This window comes from Halalkalibaculum sp. DA3122 (assembly GCF_043951865.1).
GTDB lineage: Bacteria > Bacteroidota > Rhodothermia > Balneolales > Balneolaceae > JAMQKA01.
The window spans coordinates 1-12,917 of the sequence record NZ_JBINJF010000025.1 but is presented as its reverse complement, the minus strand read 5'-3'; the positions used below and the strand labels follow the sequence as shown (position 1 = coordinate 12,917).

Annotated in this window: 10 protein-coding genes; 4 read left to right on the top strand and 6 right to left on the bottom strand. The window is 49.0% G+C overall.

Features of this window, described 5'->3' with window-relative positions:
* Nucleotides 1–11: 11 nt before the first annotated feature.
* Nucleotides 12–305, bottom strand: coding sequence for a co-chaperone GroES (gene groES, locus ACG2F4_RS14590; RefSeq protein WP_310685076.1), 294 nt, complete (start codon nt 303–305; stop codon nt 12–14).
* A gap of 241 nt (nt 306–546) precedes the next feature.
* Nucleotides 547–1,323, bottom strand: coding sequence for a 16S rRNA (adenine(1518)-N(6)/adenine(1519)-N(6))-dimethyltransferase RsmA (gene rsmA / locus ACG2F4_RS14585; RefSeq protein WP_395261618.1), 777 nt, complete (start codon nt 1,321–1,323; stop codon nt 547–549).
* 337 nt (nt 1,324–1,660) lie between these two features.
* On the opposite strand from rsmA, the gene ACG2F4_RS14580 reads away from it, so the two are divergent.
* A complete protein-coding gene (locus tag ACG2F4_RS14580) occupies nt 1,661–2,875 on the top strand; it encodes an alanine dehydrogenase (protein ID WP_395261617.1) in 1,215 nt (404 codons plus the stop codon).
* A 252-nt stretch (nt 2,876–3,127) separates the two neighbouring features.
* Nucleotides 3,128–3,496 carry a hypothetical protein gene (locus tag ACG2F4_RS14575; RefSeq protein ID WP_395261616.1) on the top strand — a complete coding sequence of 123 codons (369 nt, stop codon included), beginning with the start codon at nt 3,128–3,130 and terminating at the stop codon, nt 3,494–3,496.
* Nucleotides 3,497–3,643: 147 nt separating this feature from the next.
* On the opposite strand, the gene acs is transcribed toward ACG2F4_RS14575, so the two are convergent.
* The 3 genes from acs to ACG2F4_RS14560 all read right to left on the bottom strand — a co-directional run bounded on the left by acs (nt 3,644) and on the right by ACG2F4_RS14560 (nt 7,904).
* Nucleotides 3,644–5,542: an acetate--CoA ligase gene (gene acs / locus ACG2F4_RS14570; RefSeq protein ID WP_395261615.1), complete on the bottom strand. Its 1,899-nt coding sequence runs from the start codon at nt 5,540–5,542 to the stop codon at nt 3,644–3,646.
* Nucleotides 5,543–5,783: 241 nt separating this feature from the next.
* On the bottom strand, nt 5,784–7,499 hold the full coding sequence (locus tag ACG2F4_RS14565; RefSeq protein ID WP_395261614.1) for a sodium:solute symporter family protein: 1,716 nt from the start codon (nt 7,497–7,499) through the stop codon (nt 5,784–5,786).
* Nucleotides 7,500–7,640: 141 nt separating this feature from the next.
* Complete coding sequence (locus ACG2F4_RS14560; protein WP_395261613.1) at nt 7,641–7,904, bottom strand: DUF4212 domain-containing protein; 264 nt, start codon at nt 7,902–7,904, stop codon at nt 7,641–7,643.
* Nucleotides 7,905–8,104: 200 nt separating this feature from the next.
* On the opposite strand from ACG2F4_RS14560, the gene ACG2F4_RS14555 reads away from it, so the two are divergent.
* Both ACG2F4_RS14555 and pdeM read left to right on the top strand, forming a co-directional pair.
* Nucleotides 8,105–10,573: a ligase-associated DNA damage response DEXH box helicase gene (locus ACG2F4_RS14555; protein ID WP_395261612.1), complete on the top strand. Its 2,469-nt coding sequence runs from the start codon at nt 8,105–8,107 to the stop codon at nt 10,571–10,573.
* A 2-nt stretch (nt 10,574–10,575) separates the two neighbouring features.
* Nucleotides 10,576–11,253: a ligase-associated DNA damage response endonuclease PdeM gene (gene pdeM / locus ACG2F4_RS14550; RefSeq protein ID WP_395261611.1), complete on the top strand. Its 678-nt coding sequence runs from the start codon at nt 10,576–10,578 to the stop codon at nt 11,251–11,253.
* Nucleotides 11,254–11,442: 189 nt separating this feature from the next.
* Here the strand turns inward: pdeM and ACG2F4_RS14545 are convergent, their stop codons facing one another.
* On the bottom strand, nt 11,443–12,009 hold the full coding sequence (locus tag ACG2F4_RS14545) for an RNA polymerase sigma factor (protein WP_395261610.1): 567 nt from the start codon (nt 12,007–12,009) through the stop codon (nt 11,443–11,445).
* Between the last annotated feature and the right edge of the window lie 908 nt (nt 12,010–12,917).

Genomic DNA, 12,917 nt, shown 5'->3' with positions numbered 1-12,917 from the left:
CGTGAATTGCATTAGGAAACAATTCCTAAAATATCGGCTTCTCGCATTATCAGGTATTCCTCACCATCCAATGTAATTTCGGTACCTGAGTACTTGCCATACAGAACTTTGTCGCCTTCGGCAACCGACATGTCGATCTTGGTTCCATTTTCTACCTTTCCCGGACCGGCAGCAACCACAGTACCTTTTTGAGGTTTTTCTTTAGCTGTATCCGGGATAATAATACCCGAACTTGTCTTTTCTTCGGCGGGTTCAGGCTGAACCAACACGCGATCACTCAAGGGTTTAATTTTTGTTTTAGCCATATGTATGACTCCCTAATTTAAGTTAATAGTTGAAGTTGAAAATTCAGTTCCATGTAATTTTTTGACTCAGTCCATTACAACATCACTGAGTATCTCAGGTACATATATGAGCAAGTACCGTACCAAACTTTGGGGAATGGATAAAAATGTTATCAACAAACACTGAAAGGGCGGTTTGCCGGCTGAAACATGCCAACTACAAAATATTGGTCAATGTCAACTAATTTTGGAAGCCGAAATTTCAGGTCAAAATGCCATCTTCCTCAAGAAGGGCTGTCAACTTTTCATAAACAGATGGCTCCCAGGCTTCTGCCCGTTTGTCAAAATCGAAGCCATCGGGCAGGGCGCTCTTGTCGATAATCGGTTTAAGCGCGTTACTCAGCTTTTTTCTGCGCTGGTTAAAGGCGGTGCGGACCACCGTTTTGAGATGCGGATCGGAGCATGAAAGCGGCCCTTGGTCAAAATGCAGTCGCACCATGGCGCTGTCAACGTTGGGCTGGGGAGTAAAGACCTGGCGGGGCACCTCGAACAGGATTTCGGGCGTGCACATCAGCTGCGTCTGCACGCTGAGTATTCCGTAGTCTTTTGTACGGATATTGGCGACCAGTCGCTCGGCCACCTCCTTCTGCATCATCAGCAGGGCGTCAGCAAGCAGTGCACGATTTTCCAGCAGAAGAAACAGGATCTGGCTGGTTATATAGTAGGGCAGGTTCCCGATTACATGGGTCTTCTCTTTTTCAAGGACGAGCTCTTCAAAATCTATATCAAGAATGTCTTTGTGGAGGATCCTCAATTCCGGGAATTTCTGCTTCAGCACCTCAACCGCCCGCTGGTCCAGTTCAACTGCTACGACATCCTCATACCGTTTCAATAGGCCCTCCGTCAGCAGGCCGGTACCCGGACCGATTTCAATTATGCGATGCCCCGGGCCCGCATTCAGCGCACCCACAATTTTCTCAATCATGTTGGTATCTTTTAAAAAATGCTGGCCTAAACTTTTTTTGGGACGGATACTCATTTTTGGCTGTTAGTTATTGGTAATTGATTCTTTGTTTTAAATATGATTCAACCCGGGTTTGTTTATACCTGTACTGGGAGCTTTGGTTCGTGACCTCAGGCTTTCTTTAAATATTCACTCTTCCTTATGCCTGCTTTAACGTAATCTATCCTGCATTCCTTTGCGAGCTTCAGCTCGCGTTACCTTTTTCGATTCCATTGTCATTATTTCTCATAACCACTTGTGTTACTCTGGCATCCGTGCTTCTCACGTTTTTCAAACCCTTTTTGCTTCGAGGAACTGTTTAAATTAATTTGTTCAAAATATTCACACAACATTGGGCAAACAACATTTATTTATGGATATCAATCCCCTTGAAACCGAAGAGATCGGCATAAAGACTCTAGAGCAGCGGTTGATGAAATCCAACTCCGAGATCTCCCTGAAAATAGGTCTGCCGAAAGAGGTCAACAATGATGAACGTCGCCTTTCCCTGACCCCGGGCGGCGTGTCGGTGCTGGTGGCCAACGGGCACGAGGTGTTTATCGAAAAGGGGGCTGGCGAGGAAGCCAATTTTGACGATACCGAGTTTGCGGATGCCGGTGCAGAAATCACCTACAGCGTGGACGAACTCTATAAAAAGTCGGAGTTGATTGTGAAGGTGGCGCCCCCAAGCGAGGATGAATTTGATCTGCTGGAACCAGATCAAACGCTTATCTCGGCACTGCACCTGGGTAATACCACGGAAGATTTTATGGATCTGCTCATTAAAAAAAACATCACCGCCATCGGGTACGAATTTATCCAGGGCGAAGACAAGGAGTTCCCGATCGTGCGGATGATGCATGAGATCACCGGCTCGATGTCGGTTCAAATTGCGGCCCATTACCTTGAGAAAAATGACGGCGGCCAGGGTATCATGCTGGGCGGCATCTCCGGCATCCCCCCCGCTACTGTATTGATTCTTGGTGCAGGGATCACCGCGGAGTATTCCGCGCGTACCGCCCTCGGCTACGGGGCCCAGGTTTTTGTGATGGACAACGACCTGGCCAAGCTGCGCCACCTCGAAAATGCGCTCGACCGTCGCATTATCACCGCCACGGCCAACTACCAGTACCTCAGTTCTGCCCTGCAATACGCGGATGTGGTGATTGGAGCGGCGATGTCAGAGGGGGAGAGGGCCCCGGTCCTGGTTACGGAAACGATGGTTGCCAACATGAAACCGGGCAGCGTAATTGTGGATACGGTGATCGACCAGGGCGGGTGCATCGCCACCAGCCGGGCGACCGTGCATTCCGATCCCGTGTACAAAAAGCATGATGTCATCCACTACTGTGTGCCCAACATACCATCCAACGTCGCCCGAACCGCCACCTACGCCCTGAACAACGTTATTGCCCCCTACCTGCTTTCGATTGGGGATGCCGGGGGAATCAAGCAGTGCCTGTGGTCGAATACGGCGCTCAGAAACGGGACCTACGTGTATAAGAAGCATCTCACCAAAAAATCCCTGGCCGATATTTTTGACATGCCCTACCGTGAAATTGAGATGCTGATCGCCAGCCAGATTTAGTTATTTGTTATTCGTAACCAGTTATTAGTTTACAGGTGTGCAATCAATTGATATACTCGATCAACAGAAACAGCATTCCATCTTAGATACACAAATAAGGGGCCTTTGCAGAACCTGCTATTTTGTTGGGAGGTAGCTGTACTACCGACCTTTATGACCTTTATGACCTTTAAACGGGAATACAATGCCTTTAAAACGAGGAATAGAGGGTTTTGCAAAGCCCTCATATAACTAACAACCAGTAACTAAAAATTGTCACATTCCGAACTCAGCGAACAAAATTTTAAACGGATCAGCCTGATCAACTGGGGATTGTGCTTTCCGCTCATCGTCCTTTTCGGATGGCCTTTTCTCTACCTGTGCAGCTACCTGCAAATTGACCGGATCTTTGCCTTCAGCGGGTCCTTCCTGTTTTCCCTGCCATTCCTGTTTACCATTCTTCACGGGCACGTAACCATGGCGCTTGGTGCTGCGCATCGTCACCACTACTATAACTGGCTGTTGGACAAACCCTATACCCACGGCTTATTCTTCCACGACATCTTTACCAAAACCCGTTTTCGCCTGGCACTGCTTGTCGCCAGCGGTATTCTTTTGGCATGGGGGTATTTCTGGAGTTAACATTTTATAGAGCTCTTTGCAAAACCGTTTTTTTTAAAGCCCTCTTATAGTGATTTTAGTTGAAAAAACGGTAATTTCTATCAATAAAAAACCTCCAGGATTCTAAAAACCCCGGAGGTTTAATAAAAGCCCGTACATGAGCCTGCGTTAATACGCCTTGCCGTTTCTAATCTCCTCAACCACACTCGGATCGAGCAGCGTAGAGGTATCTCCCAGATCGTCGGCTTCACCGGCGGCCACTTTGCGCAGAATACGGCGCATAATTTTCCCGGAACGCGTTTTGGGGAGTCCCGGTACAATCTGGATTTTATCCGGTTTGGCAATAGGACTGATAATTTTAGAAACCAGGTCGTGGATCTCCTTTTTAAAATCTTCGGCACTGGATACGCTGTTTTCGGTAATCATGAAGGCAAATACCCCCTCTCCCTTCACATCATGCGGATATCCAACGACAGCCGATTCCACGACCTTGGGATGCTCGTCAATGGCATTTTCAATTTCAGCCGTGCCCAGCCGGTGGCCGCTCACGTTCAACACGTCGTCTACCCGACCGGTGATGCGATAGTACCCATCCTCATCGCGCCGGCACCCGTCGCCGGTAAAGTAATATCCTTCATAGGGCGTAAAATAGGTTTCCATATACCGTTCATGTTCGCCCCATATGCCGCGGGTCATTCCGGGCCACGGCTGTTTGATTACCAGGTTCCCCTGCACGCCGTTGCCCTTGATCTCCTCGCCGTTTTCATCCACCAGTGCCGGCTCAATGCCCGGCAGCGGCAGGGTGGCATAACCCGGCTTGGTTGGGGTGATGCCCGCAAGCGGGGAAATCATGATGCCGCCGGTTTCGGTCTGCCACCAGGTGTCAACAATGGGACACTCGCCGTTCCCGATCTTGTCGTGATACCAGTGCCAGGCCTCCTCGTTGATCGGCTCCCCGACCGTTCCCAGAACTTTCAGGGAGCTGAGATCATACTTGTTCACGTATTCGATATCCTCCTTCATCAGCGCGCGGATAGCGGTTGGCGCCGTGTAAAAGTGAGTAACGTTGTATTTCTCCACTACTTCCCAGAATCGACCCGGGTCGGGATAGGTCGGCGTACCTTCAAATATAATGCTGGTATTCCCATTCAGCAGCGGCCCGTAGGTCACATATGAGTGCCCCGTAATCCATCCGGCGTCCGCCGTACACCAGTACACATCATTTTCTTCTACCTGGAATACATTCCGCATCGTGTAGCTGACATACACCATGTAGCCACCACACGTGTGGACCTGTCCTTTCGGCTTGCCCGTGGAGCCGGAAGTATACAGGATAAACAGCGGATCTTCTGCATCCATCTCCACCGCTTTGTGTTCTTTCGAGGCGTTGCGGATGAGCATGTGCCACCAGTGGTCGCGCCCTTCCACCCAGTCGATCTCGCGGTTGGTTCGCTGGCAGACGATCACTTTATCCACCGAGGGACACTCTTCCAGCGCTTCGTCTGAAATATCCTTCAGCGGTACGTGCTTGTCGCCCCGCCGCAACCCGTCATTTGTGATCAGCATTTTGGCGTCACAGTCCTGGATGCGCTCGGCCAGCGACTGGGCCGAAAACCCGGCAAAAACGATGGAGTGAACGGCCCCGATCCGCGCACAGGCCAGGGCTGCAATAGCCAGTTCCGGGGTCATCGCCATATAGATTGCCACGCGGTCGCCTTTTCGTATGCCCTGCTCCTGCAGCACATTGGCAAACCGGCACACATCTTCGTGAAGCTGGCGGTAGGTGATCGTCCGGCGGAAAGAATCCGGGTGATTGGGTTCAAAAATAAAGGCGGGCTTGTTGCCCATCGTGCTCAGGTGCCGATCCAAGCAATTTTCGGTGATATTCATTTTGCCGCCTTCAAACCATTTGACGTTCCCTTCTTCAAAGCTGCCGCTGTGCGTTTTGTCCCAACGCTTGCGCCAGTAGAAGGTACCCGCTTCATGCTCCCAAAACGCTTCGGGATTTTTTATGCTTTCATCATAGACCTTCTTGTATTCCTCAAAAGATTTAATATTCAACCACATAGGTTCATCCCCTTGTTGCTAATTGAAATTTCGTTAAACTTTGGTTCTCGTATGTTAAATAATTTAAGATCAGAATCAAGTTTAAATACCCATTCTGTTTCAAAGAAAACACCGACTTTAATTGTTTTTACAGAAATTTGGAGGAAAGCTCGATTCCACGCTGAGGCTTGCTTTCGGCCCCTGCACCAGCAATTTCCTGCCACGCGATATTCGACGAGTTACTACATTGAGCTACAGCTCTCTATGACTCGCTATCTGGCGGTGATTCCTCATCAAAACCCCTGACTACCTGTGCGGGATACCGGATCTGTTCCACCATCTCCTGTACATCCTCCGGGGGGGTGGAGGTCAGCCGCGAAATGGTAAATGCGACCACGAGATTCACCAGGCCGGCAATGGTACCGAATCCTTCCGGTGAAATACCGAACCACCAGTCGGCCTCCGTTCCCCCTCCGAATCCGCCGAGCTTGTACTTGATCATGTAAAACAGCATCAGCAAAATTCCTACAATCATACCGGTAATGGCCCCCTCCCGGTTCATTCTCTTGTCAAATATTCCGAGCAAGATGGCCGGGAAGAACGAAGCCGCAGCCAGCCCGAATGCAAGGGCCACGGTGGCAGCTACAAATCCGGGGGGATTGATTCCAAAATAGCCCGCCACGATGACCGCAAACCCGGCGGCCACCCGTGCCCACACCAGCTCCATCTTTTCAGAAATTGAGGGATATATCTGTTTCTTGATCAAGTCATGGGAAATACTGGTTGAGATAACAAGCAGCAGGCCCGCTGCCGTTGAAAGCGCGGCTGCCAGTCCACCGGCGGCGACCAGTCCCACCACCCAGCTGGGGAGATTGGCAATTTCCGGATTGGCCAGCACCATAATATCGCGATCGACGGTCAGTTCGTTGGCATTTTCGTCTGCCACGTACTGGATCTTGCCATCACTGTTTTTGTCTTCAAACTCGATGAGCCCGGTCTGCTCCCACGTGGTGAACCAGGCGGGCACCTCCGTATATTCGGTATTTGAGACCGTTTGAATCAAGTTAACGCGGGCAAAAGCGGCAATGGCTGGTGCCGTGGTATAGAGGATGGCGATAAAGAGCAATGCATAGCCTACCGACTTTCGTGCATCACGGACCTTGGGTACCGTAAAAAACCGTACAATCACGTGCGGGAGTCCGGCGGTCCCGATCATTAGTGCCAGCGTAATAGCAAATACGTCGATCATGGAACGCGTTCCGGAGGTATATTCCGAAAACCCGAGATCGGTATTAAGCTGATTAAGCTTTTCAAGCAGGTAGGTAGAGCTGTCGGCCAGTGTGCTCCCAAAGCCGATCTGGGGAATAAACACGCCCGTCAACTGGAAAGAGATAAAGAAGGCGGGAACCATGAATGCAAAAATGAGAATACAATACTGTGCCACCTGGGTGTAGGTGATCCCTTTCATTCCACCCAGTACGGCATAGGAAAACACAATCAACATACCGATGTAGACGCCTATATTCACCGGCACCTCCAGGAAACGGGCAAAGACGACGCCCACCCCGCGCATCTGGCCGGCCACGTAGGTAAAGGAGACAATAACAGCACAAATAACCGCAACGGTACGCGCCAGGTTCGAGTAATAGCGATCTCCGATAAAGTCGGGTACCGTAAATTTGCCAAATTTTCGGAGGTATGGTGCCAGCAGCAGTGCCAGGAGTACATAGCCGCCGGTCCATCCCATGAGGTACACGGCCCCGTCGTAGCCCATAAACGAAATCAGGCCGGCCATGGATATAAAGGAGGCGGCCGACATCCAGTCGGCGGCAGTAGCCATGCCATTGGCCAGGGGCGAAACACCGGTTCCGGCGATATAGAAATCACTGGTGGAACCGGCACGCGACCATATCGCGATGCCTACATACACTGCAAATGTGAGTCCGACTAATAAATAGGTCCATCCCTGAATTCCCATATTCTATCCTTAAATTTAAATAGCAGTTAGCAAATTTTCCTTTAAACAGATCCTGCGACCTGTGCCCGGGAAGCTCGCTTATATCATTTCACTCGAGGTCGCAGTTTTGGGTAACGGTACCCGCGGATCTAAAGTCGGGCATCAATCCTCTTCATCCAGATCAAACTTTTTGTCCAGCCGGTTCATCAGCCAGACGTAGACGAAAATGAGTACCACAAACACGTAGATCGATCCCTGCTGGGCGAACCAGAACCCCAGTTTAAATCCACCAATCTGAATGGTATTGAGCGGTTCCACAAGCAGTATTCCAAAACCGAAAGAAACGACGAACCAGATCGACAACAGGATACCGACATATTTTAGATTGGCACGCCAGTATCCTTCCAAATGCTCCTTCTTTTCCATGCTGCTAATGCGTTGGTTTTATCATAGCTTATCCCCGTACAAGGCAGGATGCTGCCCTGCAATTATTCCAGTCTCCTAAATAATTGTGTTCGAGGAGTAAGTCAAATACCAAATCTGTTTCTGTCGCTGTTTTTTGCAACAGTTTATAAATTATATTTCGATCGTTTGCGTTAGTCCTCATTGAATGAAAAAACAAAAAAATGTCGAAGCAACATCCAGGGTTAAAGATTATTGAAACGTGGTTTGAAGAACGGGCCTGGGAACCGTTCAGTTACCAGCGGGAGGTCTGGAATAACGTATTATCCGGCCGTAACGGCTTACTCAACGCCCCGACCGGAAGCGGAAAAACCTATGCTCTGTGGATCCCGATCCTGATCCGGTGGATTAACGAACATCCCGAAACGTATCGCGAACTGACCGGCAACGGACTTCAGCTTTTGTGGATTACCCCGCTGCGGGCCCTGGCAAAAGATCTTGAACAGGCTCTCCAAACCGTGGTTGATGAACTGGGTATTCCCTGGGAGGTGGCACGCCGTACCGGGGACGTCTCCGCGTACAAAAAGAGAAAAATGAAACAGCAGATGCCCGAAGTCTTGATCACGACCCCGGAAAGCCTGCATATTCTGCTGGCGCAAAAAGGATATCCGACCTATTTTGAGGATCTGCAGGCGGTTGTAGTGGACGAATGGCATGAACTTTTGGGATCGAAGCGCGGCACGCAGGTAGAGCTGGGACTCTCCCGGCTGAAGCACCTCCAAAAAGAGCTCCAGATCTGGGGCATTTCCGCGACAATCGGCAACATTGACGAGGCATTGCAGGTTCTTTTGGGAGCTGATCACAACTCCGACTCCTCGGTTATCATCAAAGCGGACGTTGAAAAAAAGCTGGAGGTCCGTTCTGTGCTGCCCGATGATGTGGAAACATTCCCGTGGTCCGGGCATCTCGGTACCCGGCTGCTTCCAAAAGTATTGCCCATTATCAATAAAAGCCACTCCACACTCATTTTCTGCAACACGCGTTCGCAGTCAGAGGTCTGGTTCCAGCAACTGCTGGAGGCCCAGCCGGAACTGGCAGGCTCTATCGCCCTCCACCACGGGTCCCTGGATCCCAAAATACGCTCATGGGTAGAAACTTCGCTGCATGAAGGAGCACTAAAAGCGGTGGTCTGTACTTCCAGCCTGGATCTGGGCGTAGACTTCACCCCGGTGGAGACGGTCATACAGGTGGGGAGTCCCAAGGGGGTGGCCCGTTTCCTGCAACGCGCCGGGCGCAGCGGTCATCAACCCGGGGCTACGAGCCGAATCCATTTCGTTCCGACCAACGCTTTGGAACTGTTTGAAGCCGCTGCCCTTAAAACAGCCGCGCAAAACAGGACGGCCCTCGAAAGCCGGGATCCGATCCTCAAACCGTTCGATGTGCTTGTCCAGTACCTGGTCACCCTTGGAGTCTCGGAGGGCTTTCATCCCGGGCAGATTTTCTCAGAACTTAAAACAACCTTTGTCTACCAGGCGCTTTCCGAAAAGGAATGGAACTGGATAATGCAGTTTCTGACTACCGGCGGTAAATCCCTGACCCGTTACGACGAGTATTCAAAACTGGTTCAGGAAAAGGGGATGTACAAAGTAACGGACCGAAAAATAAAGCGCCGCCACCGGATGTCGATCGGTACTATCACCAGCGATACCATGATGAAGGTGAAATATATGAAAGGAGCCACGCTGGGCCATATTGAGGAGTGGTTTATCACCAGGCTTAACCCCGGTGATACATTCTGGTTTGCCGGTCGTGCAGTGGAATTGATCCGCACCAAAGACATGACGGCATATGTACGCCGTTCCAACGCCTCCAAAGCGATTGTCCCCAGCTGGATGGGCGGACGGATGTCGCTCTCTTCCAACATGTCAAAACTGCTGCGCCAAAAAATCCACGAAGCGATTGAAGGCACCTCCGAGGATATCGAGCTGACTGCCATACAACCTATTCTGAAGGTGCAAAACGACTGGTCGATGCTCCCGGATGAGGATGAGCTGGTCATCGAAAAAACATTCTCGGAGGAAGGCTGTCACCTGTTCTTCTTTCCATTTGAAGGTCGCTATGTTCATGAGGGGATGTCTGCACTGATTGCCTACCGGATCTCCCAAATGACCCCGATCACCTTCTCCATTGCGATGAACAACTACGGTTTCGAACTCCTCTCGGATCAGGATATCCCCATAGAAAAAGCGCTGAAGCAAAATCTTTTTTCAGACAAACAGTTGGTGGAAGACATTTTCTCCAGTCTCAATGACACCGAAATGGCCCGGCACCGCTTTCGGCAAATCTGCCAGATTTCAGGATTGGTTTTCCCGGGATTTCCCGGTCAGAAAAAAACGGGAAGGCACCTTCAGATGTCATCGGGCCTCTTTTTCGATGTGTTTTCTGAATATGAACCCGACAACCTGCTCCTGCAACAAGCCTATGACGAGGTACTCTCCCACCAGCTGGATGAAGCGCGATTGCGCAGAGCCCTGAAGCGCATTCAGTCTCAAAAAATTACGCTGAAGAATACCAAAAAATTCACCCCGTTCGCCTTTCCCATTATGGTAGATCGGCTTCGTGAACGACTTACTTCAGAAAAACTGATTGACCAGGTTAAAAGAATGCAGGTTGAACTCGAGAACGAAGTTTGATTATGATCGATGTTGCAAATGCCCGAAAAATTCAGTTGCAGCAACAGTCAATGTGGCTGCTGCCGCAACACGCTCTCTTTTGGGAGGAAAAGCAGATATTGATGGTGGCCGACCTTCACCTGGGCAAAGCGGGACATTTTCGCAAAAACGGCATCCCCGTGCCTGGTCATCTCAACGTCTCCAACCTGGATCGGTTCGACCACCTGCTGGAATCGGTGGATGCTCGGCATCTCATTATGCTGGGCGACCTGTTCCACAGCCGAAAAAACCGGGAGTGGGATCATTTTTTTGAGTGGAGATCGCGCCATGCAGGCCTCGAAATTACACTCGTTATGGGCAATCATGACATCCTGGAACACCAGGCGTACCACGCCTCGCACATCAATCTCTTTAACAAGCTACGAATCGGGCCGTTTTTACTTGTCCACGATCCCGAAACGCTGCAACGTCATGGTACTCGTCCCGGTTACCTGCTCAGCGGACATATTCATCCGGCTGTGAGACTGCGGGGCAAAGGTCGCCAATCAATGAAATTGCCCTGTTTCTATTTTAGTGCAAACAAAGGAATTTTACCAGCATTCGGGGCCTTCACCGGTACGCATGTGGTAAAACCGGCCCCAAACGACCGGGTGTATGCCGTCGTTGAGGATCATATTTTACCTTTTGATAGGTCAAGCTGAACTACCGGTTGCAAGCATAAAATTCCATTCCAGGTTACCATTCAGAACTATGAAGCGGCGATCACCTGGCAGGAGATGAATACATCCCGTAGTTTCTAAACAAAAAAAGATGTGTAAGTCAGATTGGCAAAAAATTTGTCTTGTGTGTCTTGTACAATTTGGGGATTTATGTCCATCCAGGCGATATGACTACTGGCTGGATTTCCTCTTCACGCAGTGATGCAGGCGACTCAAAATCCGCGACTTCTTGGTTCGAACATTGGCCCCTGATATATCAAAATGGTCACTGGCCTGCTTTGTTGTTGCCTGCGGTTTATCTATAAAATATTTAATAAATCGTCTTGATTTGGGTCGCAGTTCCTGCAGGCACTCTCTGAGAATTACCTGCCGCTCTTCTTCCAGCAGGTTTTCATATTGTTCGGCCGGCTCCACCATGTGCTGTTCATGATCCTCAATTGGATGGTTAAATTTGTGCTTATCTTTTGCATAACGAATATATTCATGTTTGCACGCCCGGATCATATACATGAATATATATTTCTCCCTTCGAATATTATCCTTTCGGATCTGTTCCAATACATTTAATATCGCCTGGTGCACACACTCTTCCGCATCCTGCTCGGACGCACCCATCGTCACTTTCAGGTAATCGATCAAACGGGGAAGCAGCTCTTCGAGCAGCTCATTTGCTTTGGCCTCCCTATTTTCCTGTAAAGCGAAAACCAACTCTGAATAATCAACTCTGGAAGAACTCAATGGGATAAATCTCTACCTATTTCTGTTTTAGCTCCATAATTTGAAAAAACAGGGCTTTAAAAACCCGGGATTTTCCAGCGCCAGTCACCGAGCGTGTTCGAAACCACAATCTATTGTCTTTTTTTGAGAAATCCGCATTGTAAAAATACCGGGACCGGAAACCAACGATTTTGCACGCCCTTTAATATAAAGAAATAACTTGCCAGTGTTCCTTTCTTCAATAAAGATCTGTGCCTTCAGAATTCAGCATCTCAGGGGCGCGGCCAAAGCGACGTACTCATATTTTCAGATCCCGATTTAAGGGTTTTGCAAAACCAGGGGTTTTGGTCAGGGTCAACACCTGAACGGATTCGTAACCGGAGCTTAGACTCCATAAATGAGGATTTCGAATTCGTGGAAATATGGATATTCACGCCTGTCACCAAAAAACTGCAGACAACTATTGGGTTCTGCAAGAAATTCATAGCAATGAGGGCATTTGCCTCGCCGAGAGTTATCAAAATTTATAAAATATTAAAACTCAAACAAACGCTAGATTCCTTTTGAAATTTAATTTATAATATAAACTGTAATAATAAAATAACATAATAATTTATGTTACCTACAAATTTTGTATTTATTTTAAAATTTATATTAGTCTAATAAATTGTTACAAAAGATATTTGCACACTTAAAAACCAAGAAGGCATATTTTTTTGTAACAATTACCTGAAAGATCACTCTTATTCTGATGGGAAGATTTACCTTCTTGTAAATAAGAACCTGCAAATAGATTTACTTTCGCAATCCATAATCCTAAAAAACAGCATAGTTATGAAGACCATCAAAACATTTGCCGCCAAAACATTCGCGTTCATCCTCATCCTCGGGACCGCCGCCGCGTGCGGATCCGTCACCGATGCCACCCT

Coding starts and splice junctions, on each gene's coding strand:
- pdeM (WP_395261611.1), top strand. CDS start 10,576: ATGATCGATGTTGCAAATGCCCGAAAAATTCAGTTGCAGCAACAGTCA.
- ACG2F4_RS14565 (WP_395261614.1), bottom strand. CDS start 7,499: ATGGGAATTCAGGGATGGACCTATTTATTAGTCGGACTCACATTTGCA.
- acs (WP_395261615.1), bottom strand. CDS start 5,542: ATGTGGTTGAATATTAAATCTTTTGAGGAATACAAGAAGGTCTATGAT.
- groES (WP_310685076.1), bottom strand. CDS start 305: ATGGCTAAAACAAAAATTAAACCCTTGAGTGATCGCGTGTTGGTTCAG.
- ACG2F4_RS14555 (WP_395261612.1), top strand. CDS start 8,105: ATGTCGAAGCAACATCCAGGGTTAAAGATTATTGAAACGTGGTTTGAA.
- ACG2F4_RS14560 (WP_395261613.1), bottom strand. CDS start 7,904: ATGGAAAAGAAGGAGCATTTGGAAGGATACTGGCGTGCCAATCTAAAA.
- rsmA (WP_395261618.1), bottom strand. CDS start 1,323: ATGAGTATCCGTCCCAAAAAAAGTTTAGGCCAGCATTTTTTAAAAGAT.
- ACG2F4_RS14580 (WP_395261617.1), top strand. CDS start 1,661: ATGGATATCAATCCCCTTGAAACCGAAGAGATCGGCATAAAGACTCTA.